This window comes from Bordetella genomosp. 6, assembly GCF_002119705.1.
Lineage (GTDB): Bacteria > Pseudomonadota > Gammaproteobacteria > Burkholderiales > Burkholderiaceae_B > Bordetella > Bordetella bronchiseptica_F.
Window position 1 is genome coordinate 975777 of the sequence record NZ_CP021107.1, and the last position, 19626, is coordinate 995402.

General features: G+C 69.7%; 15 protein-coding genes. 3 read left to right on the forward strand and 12 right to left on the reverse strand.

Features of this window, described 5'->3' with window-relative positions; genetic code table 11:
- Positions 1-6: 6 nt before the first annotated feature.
- From purU to CAL11_RS04685, 6 genes are all read right to left on the reverse strand, one after another.
- The gene (gene purU, locus CAL11_RS04660; protein WP_033461297.1) at positions 7-861 is read right to left on the reverse strand and encodes a formyltetrahydrofolate deformylase; all 855 of its coding nucleotides are present in this window, start codon (positions 859-861) and stop codon (positions 7-9) included.
- Positions 862-907: 46 nt separating this feature from the next.
- The gene (locus tag CAL11_RS04665; protein WP_086092292.1) at positions 908-2017 is read right to left on the reverse strand and encodes an NAD(P)/FAD-dependent oxidoreductase; all 1110 of its coding nucleotides are present in this window, start codon (positions 2015-2017) and stop codon (positions 908-910) included.
- A gap of 10 nt (positions 2018-2027) precedes the next feature.
- Positions 2028-2546, reverse strand: coding sequence for a flavin reductase family protein (locus tag CAL11_RS04670; protein WP_033452822.1), 519 nt, complete (start codon positions 2544-2546; stop codon positions 2028-2030).
- Between the two features lie 30 nt (positions 2547-2576).
- On the reverse strand, positions 2577-3209 hold the full coding sequence (pdxH, locus tag CAL11_RS04675; protein ID WP_033461295.1) for a pyridoxamine 5'-phosphate oxidase: 633 nt from the start codon (positions 3207-3209) through the stop codon (positions 2577-2579).
- Between the two features lie 71 nt (positions 3210-3280).
- Positions 3281-3940, reverse strand: a complete 660-nt coding sequence (locus CAL11_RS04680; RefSeq protein WP_033461293.1) for a gamma-glutamylcyclotransferase — start codon at positions 3938-3940, stop codon at positions 3281-3283.
- Positions 3937-5157 carry an MFS transporter gene (locus CAL11_RS04685; protein ID WP_080699656.1) on the reverse strand — a complete coding sequence of 407 codons (1221 nt, stop codon included), beginning with the start codon at positions 5155-5157 and terminating at the stop codon, positions 3937-3939. The genes CAL11_RS04680 and CAL11_RS04685 overlap by 4 nt, the downstream gene beginning before the upstream one ends.
- Before the next feature lie 268 nt (positions 5158-5425).
- Between CAL11_RS04685 and CAL11_RS04690 the strand changes: the two genes are divergently transcribed.
- Positions 5426-6298, forward strand: a complete 873-nt coding sequence (locus CAL11_RS04690; RefSeq protein WP_086092293.1) for a tRNA threonylcarbamoyladenosine dehydratase — start codon at positions 5426-5428, stop codon at positions 6296-6298.
- 92 nt (positions 6299-6390) lie between these two features.
- Here CAL11_RS04690 and CAL11_RS04695 read toward each other — a convergent pair whose 3' ends face one another.
- The 3 genes from CAL11_RS04695 to CAL11_RS04705 form a co-directional block, all read right to left on the reverse strand.
- Positions 6391-7374, reverse strand: coding sequence for an IS110 family transposase (locus CAL11_RS04695; protein WP_157668840.1), 984 nt, complete (start codon positions 7372-7374; stop codon positions 6391-6393).
- A gap of 229 nt (positions 7375-7603) precedes the next feature.
- Positions 7604-8341, reverse strand: coding sequence for a GntR family transcriptional regulator (locus CAL11_RS04700; protein ID WP_086092294.1), 738 nt, complete (start codon positions 8339-8341; stop codon positions 7604-7606).
- Positions 8342-8343: 2 nt separating this feature from the next.
- The gene (locus tag CAL11_RS04705) at positions 8344-9939 is read right to left on the reverse strand and encodes an AMP-binding protein (protein WP_086092295.1); all 1596 of its coding nucleotides are present in this window, start codon (positions 9937-9939) and stop codon (positions 8344-8346) included.
- Between the two features lie 135 nt (positions 9940-10074).
- Between CAL11_RS04705 and CAL11_RS04710 the strand changes: the two genes are divergently transcribed.
- Positions 10075-11079 carry a Bug family tripartite tricarboxylate transporter substrate binding protein gene (locus CAL11_RS04710; protein WP_086094512.1) on the forward strand — a complete coding sequence of 335 codons (1005 nt, stop codon included), beginning with the start codon at positions 10075-10077 and terminating at the stop codon, positions 11077-11079.
- On the forward strand, positions 11076-11786 hold the full coding sequence (locus CAL11_RS04715; protein WP_086092296.1) for an SDR family oxidoreductase: 711 nt from the start codon (positions 11076-11078) through the stop codon (positions 11784-11786). Before CAL11_RS04710 ends, CAL11_RS04715 begins: the two co-directional genes overlap by 4 nt.
- A 149-nt stretch (positions 11787-11935) precedes the next feature.
- Here CAL11_RS04715 and CAL11_RS04720 read toward each other — a convergent pair whose 3' ends face one another.
- Genes CAL11_RS04720 through uvrA form a run of 3 tightly spaced genes read right to left on the reverse strand, consistent with a single transcriptional unit; the run spans position 11936 to position 19468 of the window.
- Positions 11936-12562 carry an aminotransferase class IV family protein gene (locus CAL11_RS04720; protein WP_086092297.1) on the reverse strand — a complete coding sequence of 209 codons (627 nt, stop codon included), beginning with the start codon at positions 12560-12562 and terminating at the stop codon, positions 11936-11938.
- A gap of 55 nt (positions 12563-12617) precedes the next feature.
- A complete protein-coding gene (locus CAL11_RS04725; protein WP_086092298.1) occupies positions 12618-13745 on the reverse strand; it encodes an aminodeoxychorismate synthase component I in 1128 nt (375 codons plus the stop codon).
- A gap of 5 nt (positions 13746-13750) precedes the next feature.
- On the reverse strand, positions 13751-19468 hold the full coding sequence (gene uvrA / locus CAL11_RS04730; protein WP_086092299.1) for an excinuclease ABC subunit UvrA: 5718 nt from the start codon (positions 19466-19468) through the stop codon (positions 13751-13753).
- Positions 19469-19626 lie beyond the last annotated feature (158 nt).

Below are 19626 nucleotides of genomic sequence, written 5' to 3' on the forward strand. Positions count from 1 at the left end.
CCTGGCTCAGCGGAAGACGACGGTCTTGCTGCGGTTGAGCAGGATGCGGTGCTCGATGTGGCTGCGTACCGCGCGCGACAGCACCAGCGATTCGATGTCGCTGCCCACCTGGGTCAGGTCTTCGGCCGTCATGGTGTGGTCCACGCGCTCGATGTCCTGCTCGATGATGGGGCCTTCGTCCAGGTCGGAGGTCACGTAGTGCGCGGTGGCGCCGATGATCTTGACGCCGCGCGCATGCGCCTGGTGATAGGGGCGCGCGCCCTTGAAGCTGGGCAGGAAGCTGTGGTGGATGTTGATGGCGCGCCCGGCCAGCGCCTGGCACATGTCCGCCGACAGGATCTGCATGTAGCGCGCCAGCACCACCAGGTCGATCTGCTCGCGGTCGACCAGTTCCAGCACCTGGCGCTCCTGCCCGGCCTTGGTGTCGGGCGTGACGGGCATGTGGTGGAACGGGATGCCGTACGACGCCGCCAGGCTGGCGTAGTCGTTGTGGTTGGACACGATGGCGGCCACCTCGGCGCGCAGCTGGCCGCTGCTGACGCGAAACAGCAGGTCATTCAGGCAGTGGCCCTGCTTGCTCACCATGATGAGCAGGCGCGCCTTGCGGTGCGCGTCGTGGATCTGCCATTGCATGTCGTAGCCGTTGGCCAGCGCGGCGAACTGCTCGCGCAGCGCGCTTTCGGCCACTTCGCGCGGCAGGTCGAAGTGCACGCGCAGGAAGAAGCGTCCCGTCTCTTCGTCGCCGAATTGCTGCGAATCCCGGATGTTGCAACCCAGTTCGAACAGCAGGCCGCTGACGCGGAACACGATGCCGGTGCGGTCGGGGCAGGACAGGGTCAGGATGTAGTCGTTGTGCTGCATGGTCGGAAGACGATATGGGGCAGGGGTTGGTACGGGCCGGGCGCGCTCAGGCGGCCAGGCGGGCCAGGGTTTCTTCGGCAATGGCCAGGCTGGCCGTCAGCCCGGGCGACTCGATGCCGTACAGGTTGACCAGGCCGGCCACGCCATGGCTGGCGGGGCCGGCGATGGCGAAATCGGCGGCGGGTTCGTGCGGGCCGGAGATCTTCGGGCGGATGCCAGTGTAGCCGGGCGCCAGTGCGCCGTCGGGCAGGGCCGGCCAGTAGCTGCGCACGGCGGCGTAGAAGACGTCGGCGCGGCGCGGGTCCAACGTGTAGTCTTCGGTGGCTATCCACTCGGTATCGGGGCCGAATTTGGCCTGTCCGCCCAGGTCCAGCGTCAGGTGCACCCCCAGCCCGGCATGCTGGGGCACGGGGTAGATCAGGCGCGAGAACGGCGCCCGGCCGGCCAGCGTGAAATAGCTGCCCTTGCACAGGTATTCGGGCGGAATGCTGTCCCGCGGTATGCCTTCGATGCGGCGCGCCAGGCTGGGGGCGTGCAGGCCCGCGGCGTTGATCAGCACCCGGCAGCTCAGCGTCATGGGCTCGGCGCCGCCGAAATCCAGCTCGAAACCGCCCGCGGGCCGCACCCGGCCGGCCGTCACGGGAGTGTGGAAAACCAATTGCGCGCCGTTGTTTTCGGCGTCGCCCTGGTAGGCCAGCATCAGCGCGTGGCTGTCGACGATGCCCGTGGACGGCGACACCAGCGCCGCCGTGCAGTGCAGCGCCGGCTCCAGCCGGCGCGCGGCGGCGCCGTCGATGCGTTGCAGGTCGTCGACGCCGTTGGCGCTGGCGCGCCGCGCGATGCTGTCGAGCTGGGCGGCTTCCTGGTCGGAGGCGGCGACGATCAGCTTGCCCAGCCGCCGGTGCGGCACGCCGCGCGCGGCGCAGTATTCGTAGAGCAGGTGCTTGCCGCGCACGCACAGGCGCGCCTTGAGGCTGTCGGCCGGATAGTAGATGCCGGCGTGGATGACTTCCGAATTGCGCGAACTGGTGCCGGTGCCGATGCCCTCGGCCGCTTCGGCCACCAGGACTTCATGGCCGCTGGCGGCCAGGGCGCGCGCGATGGCCAGGCCGACCACGCCGGCGCCGATGACGATGCAATCGATATCGGTGCTCATGGGGATGCTCTCAGCTGGAAGCGCCGCCCTGCGGCGGCGTGAGATCGAAGCCGCCCGCGTGGAACACCAGCGGCGGCACGCCGCTGTGCCCGCAGTGCTCGACCTGTCCGACCATGATGATGTGGTCGCCTTCTTCGTAGCGGCTGCGGTTGTGGCACTCGAACCAGGCGGCGCAGCCTTCGCCCAGCATGGGCGTGCCGGCCGGCGCCCGCGCCAGCGTCAGCCCGGCGAAGCGCTCGGGCGTCTTGCCGGTGGCGAAGCGGCGCGCCAGCGCGATCTGGCTGGCCGACAGCACGTTGACCACATAGCGCTGGCAACGCTCGAAGGCCGCCAGCGACGACGAGGTACGCGCCAGGCTCCACAGCACCAGCGGCGGGTTGAGCGACACCGAGTTGAACGAGCTGACGGTCAGCCCGACAGGCTGGCCGTCCAGTCCGGCCGTGGTGACGACCGTGACGCCGGTGGCGAAACGGCCCAGCGCGGTGCGGAAGAAGGCGGCGTCAAAGGCGGGAGGGAAAGCTGCGGACATTCAGGCGGCAATGGCGGCAAAAAGGGCGCGTCAGGGCGAGAGGCGGTCGATGGTCCAGCCCTGTTTGCCGTCGGGCTCGTAGCGCAGCCGGTCATGCAGGCGCGACGGGCGGCCCTGCCAGAATTCGAAGCGGTTCGGCTTGAGGCGATAGCCGCCCCAATGCGGCGGGCGCGGCGGATGCTCGCCGTAGCGGTCGCGGAACTCGCGCTCGCGCGCTTCCAGCTCGTCGCGGGTGATCGGCTGGCTCTGGCGCGAAGCCCAGGCGCCCAGGCGCGAGCCGAGCGGGCGGCTGTGAAAGTATTCGTCCGATTCGGCCGCGCTGACCTTCTCGATGACGCCCTCGATGCGCACCTGGCGCTCCAGCGGCTGCCAGAAGAACAGCAGGCTGGCGCGGGGATTGGCCTCCAGGTCCAGGCCCTTGCGGGATTCGTAGTTGGTGAAAAACACGAAGCCGGCGTCGTCGTAGCCCTTGATCAGCACGATGCGGGCGCTGGGCTGGCCTTCGGCATTGACCGTGGCCAGGGTCATGGCATTGGGTTCCGGCACCCGCGCCGCGACGGCTTCGTCGAACCAGCGCGCGAACTGCCGGAATGGCGAGGCGGCTGCCTGCCCTTCGACGAGAACGCCTTTTTCGTAACTCTGACGCAGATCGGACACGGACATATCTGTTGCGGAACCGGCTGGATGGAAGGCTGTCAGTGTACCGCCAACGCCGCGGGCGCGTGGGCGCGGCCCTAGACGCCCAGCGGATGGACGTCGGCCTCCAGCTTGCGCGCGATCTGCTCCAGGCGCGCGTCGCGGATGCCGGCCTGGCGCAGCGCCTGCGCCGTCTGCACCACGTACTCGGTGCAGGGGCCGTAGCGGCCCGAGGCGCGCCGCACGATGGCCAGCAGCTCGGGTTCGGGCAAGGCGCGGATATAGGCCGGATTGGCGCGGTTCATGATGAACACCAGCGCGTTGACCGGGCCGTGCTCGGTGGCGCAGCGCAGCCAGCGCGGCAGGTAGGCGCCGGTGGACATCTCGCGGTCCCACAGCGCGGGGAAGTAATCGGGCACCTGCCGGCCGGCCAGGCGGTAGACCACGCCGCGGCATGAGCCGCCGCGGTCCAGCCCGAACACCAGCCCGGGGCATTCCGGGGTGCCGCGGTTGACGCGCGACCACAGGCACAGCGCCCGGTGATGGCCGTGCAGGGTAGCCAGCCTGCGCTCGAGGAAATCGAAGTCGGGCCGCCAGATCAGCGATCCATAGCCGTACACCCAGACGTCTTCGCCGGCGCGCCATTCGCGCAGCGCGGTATCGAGCGAGGCGCGCCGCTCCTCGGCCGTCCAGAGGCGAAAGGGCAGCGCGGCGGCGCCATGCGGATCGTGCGGGGACGGAGCGGACTGCGTATTCACGAAGACTTGGAGGAATCGGATTCTTGCGGGGGATTGCGGTTGGCCCAGCCGCCCGCCACCAGGGCGAGCGCATAGGCCCAGAACAGGGGAGCCACGCCAATTACCGCACCGAGCGCGCCGAACGTCAACGGCAGCGACACCTGCGAGGCATTGATCAGCGCCATGCGCAGGCCCACGGCTTCGGCCGCGCGGCCGGGCGGCGAATACTGGTGCAGCAGGGACAGCATGCTCGGCTGGCAACAGCCCAGCGCCAGGCCCAGGACGAAAGACAGGCCGATCAGCATGCCTACGTCGGTGAAAAACGGGTAAAGCAGGAAATCGATGGCGGCGGTGGCCATGGCGGCGCGCACCAGCGTCCACGAGCGCACGCGCGTCTGGATGAACGGCAGAACCAGGCGGATCACGAAGGTTGCCGCCGCGAAGGCGGCAAGTATGACGCCGATGGTGGTGGCGGACAGGCCGATCGCCACGCCGAAGATGGGCACCACGAACAAATGCGTATCCCAGGCGCCGGACAGGATGGTGTTGACCATCAGGATGCGGCGCAGCGGCGGCACGGCCAGCAGCTCGGTGATGCGGCGCCGCTCGGCGGGGCGGTTGCTGCCCCCGGTCAGCGCGCCGTTCATGGTGCGCAGCGGCTGCCGCAGCAGGTACAGCCCCACCAGCGACAGCATGGGCCCGATCGCCAGCATGCCGAACGCCAGGCGCGTGCCCAGATGGTCGATCGCCAGGCCGGCGATCAGCGGGCCGGAGAACCCGGAGGCGGCCAGCGCCAGCGACATCCAGGAGAAATTGCGCAGCCGCTCGCGCGGCTCGGCGTGTCCCAGCAGGTCCTGCGTCGCCACCTGGTGCAGCATGAAGCCGATGCCGATGCAACAGGACGCCACCAGCAGCGCCGCCTGGGTTTGCGCGACGAAGGGCAGGGCCGTGCCGAAGGTGACCAGCGACGAGCCGATCACCAGCGGCCGCACGACGCCGATCTTGTCTACCCAGCGTCCGGCATGCACCGAAGCGAACATCGGCAGCACGGCGAACACCGCCACCAGCATGCCGACCGTGAAGGTCGACAGGCCCAGTTTCAGGGCGGTCAGTGAAACGGTGATGCGTCCCCCGGTAAGCGCCATGTGGTTGAGCATGGCCAGCAGGCACAGATACCCTGCTCCCGAGAGTTCGGGGCCATGGGTCGAGCGCGAGGGGGTAGGGTCGGAGGTAGACACGGCGTAACTGCTTTCATTCTGTCCCTAACTTCGGCCTATGTCGAGCAGGCAGCCTCGCGCGCCCCGGCGCGCATGGCGCGAGGTAGGCGGCCTGTATGGCGCAGGTGGCGGCCAGTTGGCGGCATTTGGCGGCAATTGGCTCAAGCCTTGCCGTGGGCATGCTGCGCCCGCGCGGGGTATTTCAGCGCGGTAATGTGTCGTATGCGCAACGGAACAGCCTCGATGGCAGGCGGGGCGTATCGTCCCGCATCGCGGCCGGCATGGGAAAATGGCGCCCATGAACTCTCTGCCTTCTGTGATCGCGCCGGCCCGCGAGGCCGATGCCGAACGCCGTTTCGGCGGCCTGGCCCGTCTGTATGGCCCGGATGCGCCGGCCGCCCTGCGCGGGGCCCATGTCGCCGTGGCCGGCCTGGGCGGCGTCGGCTCCTGGACCGCCGAGGCGCTGGCGCGCTGCGGCGTGGGCGCCCTGACCCTGATCGACCTGGACCATATCGCCGAATCCAACGTCAACCGCCAGATCCACGCGCTGTCGGACACGCTGGGGCAGGCCAAGATCGAGGCCATGGCGCAGCGCATCGGCCAGATCAACCCCGCCTGCGCCGTGACGTGCGTCGACGAGTTCGTCGCGCCCGACAACGTGATGCAAGTGCTCGACGGTCCCTATGCCGCGATCGTCGATTGCACCGACCAGGCGGCGGCCAAGATCGCCATGATCCTGCACGCGCGCCAGCGCGGCGTGCCGCTGCTGCTGTGCGGCGGCGCCGGCGGCAAGACCGACCCGCTGGCGCTGCGCGCCGGCGACCTGTCCGAAGCCGTCAACGACGCGTTGCTGGCCAAGCTGCGCAACAGGCTGCGGCGCGAGCATGGCTTTCCCCGGGCAGCGGACGCCAATGGCAAGGCCCGCAAGCGGGTGCCGCGCATGGGCGTGCGCGCCCTGTGGTTCGACCAGCCCGCCATCCTGCCCGATGCCTGGACCCGCGCGGTCGAGGGCGAGGACGATATGGGCGCGGCCGGGACCCGCGCGGCCCCCCAGGGCCTGTCGTGCGCCGGCTATGGCTCGGTCGTCACCGTAACAGCCGCCATGGGGCTGGCCGCGGCCAATGAAGTGCTGCGGTGGGTGGTGGGCAGACCGGGCGCTTGATCAGTGGCGCCGGCGCGCCGGTACGCTGGCGGTCAAGCGTGCTGGCGTATCGGGTGCCTGTCCCCATTCGGGGACAGATACCGTCTTGGCCGTCAAGCGTTCATGGCGTAATTGGGCTGATAGGGGATGCGGTTTTTGAGGACCCCGAAGCACAGATGCACCAGTTTTCTCATGGCCGCGCCCAGCGCGGCCTTTTTGCTTTTTCCCGCTTTGAGCAGACGCTGGTAGAGAGCACGGATGTGGGGGTTGTGGCGGGTGCCCACCAGGGCCGCCATGTACAACGTGGCGCGCACCTGGGCCGGGCCGGCTTTGGACAGGCGTGCGCGGCCGTTCAGGCTGCTGCCGGATTGGCGCTGCACGGGGACAATCCCGAGGTAGGCGGCCAGGCTCTGGGCGGAGTCGATACGCCGATTGTGCATGACGGCCAGGATGGCGTTGCCGGCCTGAGGCCCGACGGCGGGGATGGAGTTCAGCAGCTCGCGGTCTTGCTTGAGATCGGGGTGGTTGTCGATGTGCTGCTCGATCGCCCGCTCGATCTGTTTGAGCTGTTCGCGCAGAAACGCGATGGCCTTGTCGATGGAGCCATCGACCAAGGGCGCCGAAGGGCTGAACTGGCTCTTCTCCTTGCGATTGAGCTCACGCAGCAGATCCTTGCCCAGCGCCTCGCGTCGCGTCAACAAGGCGCGCAGTTGGCGCGCATGCAAGGGCGCCGGGTGCCACAGCGCCGGGCTCAGCGTCTGTCCATAGCGTGCCAGAACGTAGCTGTCGAGCGCATCATTTTTGGAGCGCATCGCCAAGGCCTTGGCAAAGTCCCGAGCCTGGGCGGGATTGACCAAAGAGACCCGGACCTGGGCATCGTGCAGCGCCGTGGCCGCTTGCTCGTGATACAGCCCCGTGGGCTCCAGGATGGCGTGCAACTGCGCTGGCTGTGCGCCGTGTTTGGCGCACCACGCCAGCAGGGCCTTCACGCCCGCGGCGCTGTTGGCCGCCACCTTGGTCTTACGCTTATCAGACTGAGCCGTCAGCAACGTGCAATCCAGCTTAGCCTTCGATACATCAATACCTATAAAAAACATGGACTTGGCCTCCTGCAGATAACAAACTGCTGTCAGCCACTGCGCCCACTTGCCTTGTACATACAGGGTCCTCGCCCTACGATACCGTCCAGTGTTTCGCCGGCCCAGCAGTGCGCAACCGAGCCGCTATCTGTCCCACAAAGTCCTCGCTTTGGGCACCAACTCGCGGTCATCGGCGCGCGGTGGTGATAGCTAATCACCACCGGAGGAAAGATACAAGGCACCCGGTTTATGGAAGGAGGTCGAATTCCATCCGCACCTTGTGGAAGGGGAATTCCAGGCGGGCGAAGTAGACGACGCGCGCGTCGATGCAGACGTAGCGGCGCAGTTCGGCCACCGGCGCGGATACGGGAATGCGCAGGGCCTGGGCCGACGCGGCGCCGGCCTCGATCACGGTGAGCACCTGGCGCGCATGGCTGAGCCGCGCCCGGTAATGGCGGTCCAGCACGGGCGCGACGGTGCTGGCGCGGATCTCGGCGCGGTGCTGGCGAAACAGCGCGCTTTCCAGGTAGACCTCGCTGAAGCAGAACGGGCCCGCGGCGGCGGTGTGCAGGCGGCGCAGGTATTGGAAGCGGCCGTCGCGGGCAAAGTCGCATGGCATGCCCAGGTCCTCGGGCAGCGGCTGCTGCGCGGCGGATTCGTGCAGCGCCACGGTGCCCAGTTGCCTGCTCAGGGCCACGGTCTCGGCCCAGTTCTTCGGGATGAGCAGCGTAGGGGTTGCGGGCAGGGCATCCTGGACGAAGGTGCCGCTGCCGCGCGAGCGGCGGATCAGGCCGTCGGCCTCCAGCAGGCCGAGCGCCTGCCGCACGGTCGAGCGGGCGATGCCGTAGCGGGCCGCCAGCGCGTCCAGCGGCGGGATCTGCCGGCCGGGCCGCCAGGCGCCGGTCTGGATGTGGTTGCGGAATATGGCGGCGGCTTGCAGGTAGAGCGGCTGGGGGCTGCGGGCAAAGAGCCGGGCGTCGGACATGGTCAGGCGGCGGGCGCGGCGGCGAGCAGGGCCTCGGCCTGTTCGCGCAGCTTGTGTTTCTGGATCTTGGCCGAGTTGGCGCTTTCGACCACCGGGAACGCCTCCAGCACCTGGAAGCCGGCCGGCACCTTGAAGCCGGCCATGCCTTGTTTGCAGGCGGCCATCCAGCCGGCCGGATCGGGATTTGCGCCTTCGTCCAGCAGTACGAAGGCGTAGGGCACGGTCTTGCCGCCGCGGGTGGCGCCGACGACCTGGCAGGCCCGCACGCCCGGCAGGGCCTCGACGGCCTGTTCGATCTCGGCCGGGTTGACCAGGAACCCGGACAGACGCAGCGAGTCGCCCATGCGGGTCTGGAACACGAACTGCCGCATGCCGAGGGTGTAGCCGAGATCGCCGGTCCTGAAATAGCCGTCGTCGGTCAGGGCGCCGGCGCTGGCCCGCGGATTGTCGAGATAGCCGCGCATCAGGCTGGGCGCCAGGATTTCGATTTCGCCCGATTCGCCATCGGCCAGGATCCGGCCGTCTTGCGGATCGCGGGCGCGCACGCGCGCCTCGGGGTGGATCAAGGCGCCGCCGGGCTCGTAGCGCACCGAGACGTCGCCGGCGGCCGGTTCGCGCGGTTGCGCGGCCACCAGCGCGATCAGTTCGCTGGAGCCATACAGGCCGGTCAGCGGCACGCCGCGCGCCTGGGCCAGCGGCAGCAGGTCGCCCAGGGCCGGCGCGAAGCTGGCGAAGCCGAACAGCCGCGCCGTCGCGAAGTCGGCTCGCTCGCCAAGGCGCAACATCTGCGCCAGGGCTTCGTTGTTGGCGTAGGTATGGGTGACGCGGTGGCGGCGGATGGCCGCCACCGAGCGCGCGGCGTCGAACACGGGCTCGCACACCACCGGCACGCCGCGCGCCAGCGCGCCCACCAGGGTGGCAAAGCCGAACGCGCCGCAAAACGGCGCGCTGGCCAGGATGCGGCTGTCGTCGTCATAGCCATACGAACGTGCGATGGCGTCGCCATGGCGCAGCAGGGTGTCCTGGTCGTGCAGGACGAACTTGGGCAGCGACGTGGTGCCCGAAGTGGTAAAGCACAGTACGCCGGCATCGGGCGCGGGCAATGGGGCGGGGCCGTGCAGCGCGGCCAGGGCGTGGGCGGCCAGGCCGGCCGGGCCAGGGACGGCCGGCACGCCGTCCTCGTCCACGGCGATGGCGCCGCGCAGCCGCGCGCGCGCGGCGGGCGGTACGGCGGCCAGGATGCCGGCGAAGTCGATGCCCTTGAAGCCCGGCCAGTAGACCAGCCAGTCGGCTTGGCCGCGTCCGAGGATGTCGCCCAGTTCCTGGGCCCGGAAGCGGGTATTGACCGCGAGCGTCAGCGCGCCCAGGCGGGCGCAGGCCAGGAACATCGTCACCCAGTGCGCGCAATTGGGCAGCCACAGCGCGACCCGTTCGCCGCGGCGCACGCCCAGCGCCGCCAGGCCGCCGGCCAGGTCCAGCACGCCGGCGCGCAGCGCGGCATGCGTGACGGGGCGGTCGCGGTCGACCAGCGCAACGGCCTCGGGGCGCTCGCGGGCATGCGTGTCGAGCCTCGTGGCGAACAGTTCAGCGGCGGGCATGGGGGGCCTCCCGGAAAGGGGGCGCAAGCGCGGCGCGCCTACGGTTGTCCGCCCTGGCCGTTTATGTTTAGATCGATAAAGTACGTATTTACGTACTTTAGAAAAAGCCGGCGACGGATACAAGTGGAGGCAGGCATGAAGCGAACACCTGGGCAGTGGCGCGCGTGCATGGCGGCGGTTCGCGCCATCGTTGCCGCGTGCATGGCGACGCTGGCGGCGCAGGCAGGCGCCGCGGGCTACCCTGAGCATCCCGTGACGGTCGTGGTGCCGTACCCGCCGGGCGGCGCGGCGGACATTTTCGGGCGCGCCATCGCCCATGCGATGCAGCCGCATCTGAAGCAGACCGTGCTGGTGGAAAACCGGCCGGGCGCCGGCGGCAACGTCGGCATGACGTACGTGACGCGCAGCAAGCCCGACGGCTACACGCTGGGCCTGGGCACCATCGGCACGCAAAGCATCAACCAATTCCTCTACGCCGACATGCCGTACGACCCGGGCCGGGACCTGGTGCCGGTCGCGCTGGTCTCGACCACCCCCAATGTGCTGGCCGTCAGCGCCAAATCTCCCTATCGCACGCTGGCCGACGTGATCGAGGCGGCGCGCCAGCGCAAGGACAACAAGCTGACCTACGCGTCGCCGGGCGTGGGGTCGTCGGTGCACCTGACCGGCGCGTATTTCGAGGCCGTGGCCGGGGTCAGCCTGCTGCACGTGCCGTTCAAGGGCACCTCGGCGTCGCTGCCGGCGGTCGCGGGCGGGCAGGTCGACCTGCTGTTCGACAACCTGCCCGGCGCGCTGGCGCAGATCAAGGACGGTTCGCTGGTGCGCGGCATCGCCATCACCTCGGCGCAGCGCGATCCCTCGGTGCCCGAGCTGCCCACCTTCGCCGAAGCCGGCGTCGCCGGCTTCGATGTGACGGCGTGGTTCGCGCTGTACGCGCCGCGCGGCACGCCGCAGCCGGTGGTCGACCAATTGGTGGCGGCGGCCCGCCAGGGGCTGCAGGCGCCGGAGCTGGCGCGCCAGTTCGGCGCCATGGGCGCGCGGCCGGGCGACCGGTTCGGCGCCCAGTTGGGCCAGTTCGAGCAGGCCGAGCGCCAGAAGTGGGGCGACCTGATCAAGCAACGCGGGATCCGCGCCCAATGAGCCGGCCCGTCGTCCTGGTGACCGGCGCCAGCCGCGGTATCGGCCGCGCCATCGCGCAACGCCTGCTGGCCGATGGCTACGAGGTGGTGAACTTCAGCCGCGGCCAGCCGGCCGATCCGTTGCCGGGCGAGCGCTTCGTGCCGGTGGACCTGTCCGATACCGAGGCGGCGCGCCGCGCGGCCGCCGAACTGGCGGCGCGGTGCGAAGTGCTGCACCTGGTCAACAACGCGGGCCTGATCGAAGTGGCCGGGATCGACCAGGTGGCGCCGGACGCTATGCAGCGCACCCTGGCGCTGAACCTGGTGGCGCCGCTGGTGCTGCTGCAGGCGCTGCTGCCGGGCATGCGGGCGCGCGGCTACGGGCGGGTGGTCAATATCGGCAGCCGCGCGGCGCTGGGCAAGCCCGGCCGCTCGGCCTATGGCGCCAGCAAGGCGGGGCTGGCCGGCATGTCGCGCACCTGGGCGCTGGAACTGGCGCCGGCCGGCATCACCGTCAACGTCGTGGCGCCCGGCCCGATCGCCACGGAGCTGTTCAACCAGTCCAATCCGCCGGGCGATCCGCGCACGCGGCAACTGGAAGCCGCCATTCCGGTAGGCCGCGTCGGCCGTCCCGAGGAAGTCGCCCATGCGGTGGCCAGCCTGCTCGACCCCCGCGCCGGTTTCATCACCGGGCAGGTGCTGTATGTGTGCGGCGGCATGACGGTGTGAGCGTGGCGGTCAAGTGCGCATGGCGCAGGGCGGGGTGCCTGTCCCGCGGGGACAGGCACCGGAGGAGTTTGCCGGAGCCAGCCTCCTTGCTGGGACAGGCACCGGAGGAGTTTGCCGGAGCCAGTCCCCCTGCGGGGACAGGCTCCGGGTTAATGGTATTTCACCTCTATCCATCCGCGCAGGGCGTTGGACAGGCGGATGCCCGCGGCGCTGCGCAGGTCCGACATGGTCAGGGTGCGTTCCTGGACTTTGCCCTGGTCGATGAGTTCGGCGCGCTGCACGCCGGGCAGGCAGCCGCTGGCGACGGGCGGGGTGTACCAGCGTCCGTCCAGTTCGAGGTAGACGTTGCTGCGGCTGCCTTCGCACAGTTCGCCGCGCTGGTTCAGGTACAGCAGGTCGAATACCCGCGGATGGGCGGGCAGCCATTCGATGGTGTGGGCGTACCAGGGACGGTAAGTCGTCTTGTAGCGCAGCAGCGGCTCGTCGGCATCGAGCGCCTCGGGCGCCAGCATGACTTCCAGGTCGGGCGGCAGCGGCGCCAGCGGCGCGGTCTGGATGTCGTGGCTGCCGTCGCGCGCCAGCAGCAGGCGCAGCCGGTGCGGGCCCGGGGCGTGCAGGCCGCGCACGGCGGCCATGATGGCGGATTCGACGGCCGGCTCGTCGCAGCGATACCGCAATGCCTGGCAGGAGGTCAGCAGCCGCGCGAGGTGGCGCCCCAGCAGCGGAAGCTGGCGGTCGGCCGTGACCAGGATGGTTTCGATGAGCTCGGGTTGCATGCGGTTCCTTGCGGCGCGGTGCCTCGGCTAGTGTAGGCCAAGCGGCGCGCCGGCGTCAGCCCAGAATGCGCGCTTTCCAATGGCACTCCTGCCATTCCTGCGCGGCGTCCGAGTCGTGCACGATACCGCCGCCCACGCCGTACACGCCGTGGCCGGCGCTATCCAGCACCAGCGTGCGGATCGCTACGTTCAGCGAGAAATCGCCATCGGGCGCCAGCCAGCCGACACTGCCGCAATACAACCCGCGCGGCGCCGCCTCCATCTGGCGGATGCGCCGCATCGCGGCGATCTTGGGCGCGCCGGTGATCGAGCCGCAGGGAAACAGCGCGCGCAGCACGTCGGCCAGGCCGGCTTGCGGCGCATGGGCCGAGACGGTCGAGGTCATGGTCCATACGGTGGGGTAGCGTTCCAGCGAGAACAGGGCATCGACCTTGACCGAGCCCGGCGTGGCCAGGCGGCCCAGGTCGTTGCGCAGCAGGTCGACGATCATGAGGTTCTCGGCGCGGTTCTTGTCGCTGGCCAGCAGCTCGCGTCCAAGCCGCGCGTCTTCGGCGGGGTCGGCGTGCCGCGGCGCCGTGCCCTTCATGGGGCGCGTCACCAGGCGTTCGCCCTGGCGCGCTACGAACAGCTCCGGGGAGAACGACAGAATGGTGCGTTCGCCGTCCTCGATGTAGGCGCCGTGCCCGACGGGATGGCGCGCCGCGATCTGACGGTACAGCAGGCGCGGATCGCCCTCGACGCGCACGTCCAGCGGCTGGGTGTAGTTGAGCTGGTACAGCTCGCCCGCGGCAATCAGGCCGCGGATGGCGTCGACCGCGCGCAGATAATCGTCGTGCGCCATGCGCGGCGCGACCGAGGCGATGCGCGCCGCCGGCGTGGCGGGCGCGGCCCAGGGCGCTTCGACGTCGGCGCGCTCGAAGGCCAGCGCGGTCAGGCGCGCCCGGCCGTCCTCGCGGGGGGCGGGCGCCGCGCCGGACGCAGGCGCCCGCAAGGCCTCCGGCAGCAGCCATTCGCCCAGTTCGTAGTCGAGCAGCAGCGCGATCCAGCGGCCGCCGGCGCGCGCCCGCTCGATTTCCCGCAGGGCGGGCGCCACCGCGTCGGCGCTGCGCGCCTCGATGCGGATCGGGTCGCCGGCCAGGCGCAGGGCGCGTCCGGCCAGCCGGTCTTCAAAACGACATTCCATTGCTTCTACTGCTGCAGGAACTCACCGAGTACGCGCCCGGTGTGCGAACGCTCGCGCAAACTTACCACGTGTTCGGGCGAGCCTTCGGCCACCAGTTGTCCGCCGCCGCTGCCTCCTTCGGGCCCCAGGTCGAGCAGCCAGTCGGCTTCGGCGATCACGTCCAGGTTGTGTTCGATCACCACCACGGTATTGCCGGCCTCGACCAGCCGGTGCAGCACGTGGATCAGCTTCTCGACATCGGCCATCGACAGCCCCACGGTGGGCTCGTCCAGCACGTACAGCGTGTGCGGCGCGCGCGAGGCGCGCCCGGTGGTGATGACGCCTTCGGTCAGGCGCGCCTTGGACAGCTCCGTGACCAGTTTGATGCGCTGGGCCTCGCCGCCCGAGAGCGTGGGCGAGGGCTGGCCCAGCGTCAGGTAGCCCAGGCCGACGTCCTGCATCAATTGCAGCGGACGGTGGATTTTCGGATGCGCGGCAAAGTAGCCGATGGCGTCGTCCACTTCCATAGCCAGCAGCTCGCCGGCGTTCTTGCCGCGCATCTGCACGCTCAGGGTGTCGCTGCTGAAGCGCGCGCCGTTGCAGGCGTCGCAGGGCACCTTCACATCGGGCAGGAAACTCATTTCTATGGTGCGCATGCCCTGGCCCTCGCAGATCGGGCAGCGGCCGTCGCCGGTATTGAACGAGAAGCGCGCCGCGGTCCAGCCGCGCATGCGCGCCTCGCGCGTATCGGCGAACTGCTTGCGCACGTCGTCCCAGAACCCGACATAGGTGGCGGGGCACGAGCGCGGCGTCTTGCCGATGGGAGTCTGGTCGACCTCGAGCACGCGGTCGATGACCTCCCAGCCGGTGATGCGTTCGCAGCCGCTCCAGCCCGGCGCCTTGCCCTGCGACACGGCCTGGACCAGGTTGTCCAGCAGCACCTCGCGCGCCAGGGTGGATTTGCCCGAGCCCGACACGCCGGTCACCACGCTCAGGCGCCCGATCGGGATGCTGGCGTCCACGCTGCGCAGGTTGTGCAGGCGCGCGCCATGCACGCGGATCATGGGCGTGTCGGCGGCGACGGCGCGGCGGCCGTTGAGCGGGTGCGCCAGCGGCTTGGCCAGGTAGCGGCCGGTCACCGATTCGGGGGCGTCGATCAGGTCCTGCGCGCTGCCCTGCGCCACCACGCGGCCGCCGCGGATGCCCGCGCCGGGGCCGATATCGATGATGTGCGAGGCGCGCCGGATGGTGTCGTCGTCATGTTCCACCACCACCAGCGTGTTGCCATTGCCTTCCAGGCGCGCCAGCGCGTCGAGCAGGATGCGGTTGTCGCGCGGGTGCAGGCCGATGGTGGGTTCGTCCAGCACGTAGCACACGCCCTGCAGGTTGGAGCCCAGTTGCGCGGCCAGCCGGATGCGCTGCGCCTCGCCGCCCGAGAGCGTGGGCGCGGCGCGGTCCAGCGCCAGATAGCTCAGCCCCACCTCCTGCATGAAATTGAGCCGGCCGCGGATTTCCGCCAGGATGTCGCGCGCGATCTCGCCTTCGCGGCCGCGCGCGACCAGGCCGGTGAAGAAGGTATGGGCGTCCGAGACGGGCAGCGCCGCCAGCTCGGCGATCGAGCGGTCGCGCCAGCGCACGGCCAGCGCCACGCGGTTCAGGCGCTGGCCGTGGCATACCGTGCAGGTTCTGGCCTCGCCTTCGTACCAGGCGTTCCAGGCGGTTTCCTCGCCGGTCTGTTCGGCGTCGAAACCCTGCAGCTGCAGGCCGGTGCCGAAGCACCCGCCGCACCAGCCGTGCTTGGAGTTGTACGAGAACAGGCGCGGATCGGGCTCGGGGAAGCTGACGCCGCACGACGGGCAGGCGCGCTTGACCGAGAAGTGCTGCTGCTGCAGATCGCCGTCCAGGCCTTCGCGCAGCCGGTCGAGCGGATACACGACGCTCAGCACGCCCTGCCCATGCTCCAGGGCCTGCCGCACGGCATCGCGCAGCGCCGCTTCGTTGCCGGGGTCGACCACCACGTCGGCCACCGGCAATTCGATGGTGTGCTCCTTGTAGCGGTCCAGGCGCGGCCAGGGGCTGACCGGAATGAAGGCGCCATCGACGCGCAGATGGGTGTGGCCCTTGCTGCCGGCCCACTTGGCCAGGTCGGTGTAGTAGCCCTTGCGCGCCGTCACCAGCGGCGCCAGCACGCCGATGTGCTGGCCCTTGTGCTCGCGCAGCAGGCGCGCCACGATCTGGTCGGCGTTCTGCGGTTCGACCGCCACCTTGCAATCGGGACAGTATTGGGTGCCCAGCTTGACGTAAAGCAGGCGCAGGAAATGGTGGATTTCCGTCATGGTGGCCACGGTCGACTTGCGTCCGCCGCGGCTGGTGCGCTGCTCGATCGCCACGGTGGGCGGGATGCCGAAGATGGCGTCCACGTCGGGCTTGCCCGCTGGTTGCACGATGGCGCGCGCATAGGCGTTGAGCGATTCGAGGTAGCGCCGCTGGCCTTCGTTGAACAGGATGTCGAAGGCCAGGGTCGACTTGCCCGAGCCGGACACGCCCGTGATGACCGTGAACTTGTCGCGCGGGATCTCGACGTTGACGTTCTTCAGGTTGTGTTCGCGCGCGTTGCGGATCTCGATGGACTGGGCTGCCTGGCGGCGCCGGCGCATCAGCGATTGCAGCGGCGTGCCGGCTTCCTCGCCATAGGCGGCGGCCGGCTCGGCCAGCGCGCTGACCGGCGCCACGGGCAGGATGCTGCCTTCGTAATCGCGCAGCGCCTGGCCGGTATGCGAGCGGGCATTGGCCATCAGGTCCTGCGGCGTGCCCACGCCCACCACCTCGCCGCCGGCGTCGCCGCCCTCCGGGCCCAGGTCGATCAGCCAGTCGGCGGCGCGGATCACGTCCAGGTTGTGTTCGATCACCAGCAGCGTATGGCCGGCGGCCAGCAGCTTGCGGAAGGCGCGCATCAGGCGCGCCACGTCGTCGAAGTGCAGGCCGGTGGTGGGTTCGTCGAACAGGAACAGGCTGCCCTTCTTGGCGACCTTGGCGGTGGAGATGCCGCTGCGCGCCGCCTCGGCCAGGTGCCCGGCCAGCTTGAGCCGCTGCGCCTCGCCGCCCGACAGCGTCGGTACGGGCTGGCCCAGCCGCACATACTCCAGGCCTACGTCGGCCAGCGGCGCCAGGCCGGTCTGCACGTCGCGCAGCCCCTTGAAGAATTCCAGCGCCTCGCTGACCGTCATTTCCAGCACCTGGTCGATCGAGGCGCTCTTGCCCAGGTGCTCGACGCGCACCTCCAGCACTTCGGGGCGGAACCGCTTGCCGTCGCAATCGGGGCAGCGCAGGTAGACGTCGGACAGGAACTGCATCTCGACGTGCTCGAAGCCCGTGCCGCCGCAGGTCGGGCAGCGCCCGTCGCCGCTGTTGAAGCTGAAGGTGCCGGCCGTGTAGCCGCGCTCCTTGGACAGCGCCGCCTGGGCGTACAGCTTGCGGATCGCGTCGAACGCGCCGACGTAGCTGGCCGGGTTGGAGCGGGCCGTCTTGCCGATGGGCGTCTGGTCCACCATCACCACGTCGGCGATTTGCTCGGCGCCCAGCAGGCGGTCGAACGCGCCGGGCGCTTCGGACGGCTTGCCCTTCTGCTTGAGCAGGGCGGGGTAGAGCACGTCCTGCACCAGCGTCGATTTGCCCGAGCCGGACACGCCCGTGACGCAGACCAGCCGGCCCAGCGGCAGTTCGATCGAAACGTTGTTCAGGTTATGCGCGGTGGCGCCTTCGAGGATGAGCCGCGGCGTATTGCTGGCCACCGGCATGGGCCGGGGCGCTTCCACGCGCAGGCGCCCGCCCAGGTAGTCGCCGGTCAGGGTATTGGCGGCGCGCAGCTGTTCGGGCGACCCGTCGAACACGATGCGTCCGCCGCGCTCGCCGGGGCCGGGGCCGACGTCGATGATGCGGTCGGCGGCCACCATGACCTGCGGGTCGTGCTCGACCACCACCAGCGTGTTGCCGGCGTCGCGCAGGCGGTGCATGACTTCGACCACGCGGTGCATGTCGCGCGGATGCAGGCCGATGGACGGCTCGTCGAGCACGAACAGGGTATTGACCAGCGAGGTGCCCAGCGCCGTGGTGAGGTTGATGCGCTGCACTTCGCCGCCCGACAGCGTACGGCTCTGGCGGTCCAGCGTGAGGTAGCCCAGCCCGACGTCGCACAGGAACTTCAGGCGCGCGCGCACTTCGGTCATCAGCAGATCGGCCGCGGCGTCCAGCACGCCCTCGAAGCGCAGGCCGTCGAAGAAGCGGCGCACGCGCTCGATGGGCAGCAGCATCACGTCGTGGACGGACAGGCCGTCCAGCGCCTCGAGCTGCGGCCGGCTCCAGCTGGTGCCGGCCGGCATGAAGCGCTGGTAGCGGCCTTCGCCCGGCGGCAGCACCGCATCGGCCTCGGCGCGGCTGCCCAGGCGCCACAGCAGGGCGTCGGGCTTCAGGCGCGCGCCATGGCAGGTGGGGCAGGGGGTGTAGCTGCGGTATTTCGACAGCAGCACCCGCACATGCATCTTGTAGGCCTTGCTCTCCAGCCACGCGAAGAACTTGTGCACGCCATACCACTGCGTTTTCCAGGCCTGGTTGCCGCCTTTCCAGTCGGGGTCGCCGTGCAGCACCCAGCCGCGCTGTTCGGGCGTCATGGCTTTCCATGGCACCGACAGCGGAATGCCGGCGCGCGGCGCGTACTTGACCATGTCGTCCTGGCATTCCTTGAACGAAGGCGTCTGCCACGGCTTGATCGCGCCTTCCAGCAAGGTCTTGTTCTCGTCGGGAATCACCAGCCCGATGTCGATGCCGATCACGCGCCCGAAGCCGCGGCAGGCTTCGCAGGCGCCCAGCGGCGAGTTGAACGAAAAGCTGCTGGGCAGCGGATCGGTGTATTCGATGTCGCAGTCGGCGCAGTGCAGCCGGTCGCTGTACTTCCAGACCGCCTGGTCGGCGTCGCCCTCGTCGCCCATGGCGTACACCGCCAGATGGCCCGCGCCCATGCGCAGCGCGGTATCCAGCGCTTCCATGACGCGCTCGCGCTCGGCCCCGGCGAAGCGGAAGCGGTCCTGCACCACGTGCAGGATGCGGCGCGCGACCGGCGCGGCGCCGTCCTTGGCGCCCTTGGCGCTTTTGCCCCGGCGCGCCTTGGCCGCGGGCGCGGCGGCGCTGGCGGCCTCCTCGGCGTGCACCCTCGTGTAGCCCTGCTGGTCGAGGAAGCCGCGCACCTCGTCCTCGGTGAAATTGGCCGGCACCGCGATGGGGAAGGTCACCGCCAGGCGCGGATCGCCCAGCGCGGCCGCGCGCTCGGCCAGAGAATGGTAGACCGACTCGGGCGTATCGCGCCGCACCAGCTTGCCGCAGCCGCGGCAGTACAGCCGCGCCCCGCGCGCGAACAACAGCTTCAGGTGGTCGTTGAGTTCGGTCATGGTGCCGACCGTGCTGCGCGAGCTGCGCACAGGGTTGGTCTGGTCGATGGCGATCGCCGGCAGGATGCCTTCGATGCGCTCGACCTGCGGCTTGTCCATGCGGTCGAGGAACTGGCGCGCGTAGGGCGAGAAGGTTTCGACGTAGCGGCGTTGTCCTTCGGCATACAGGGTGTCGAAGGCCAGCGAGCTTTTGCCCGAGCCGGATACCCCGGTCACCACCACGAGTTCGCCGGTGGCGATGGTCAGGTCGAGGTTCTTGAGATTGTTCTGGCGGGCGCCAACGATGCGGATCTGGGAGCTCATGGGGCGTAATCGTAGCCTGAGGGGAAGCGGCGGCAAGGCAGGAGGCTGCCCGGCTGGTTGGGATTCCAGGGATATGGAATAATCAACTACATTGTGGTGAATGTGCCCACAATGTGGGCATTATCTTGGTTTGGTTGCTGTATAAATACCCAGTATCG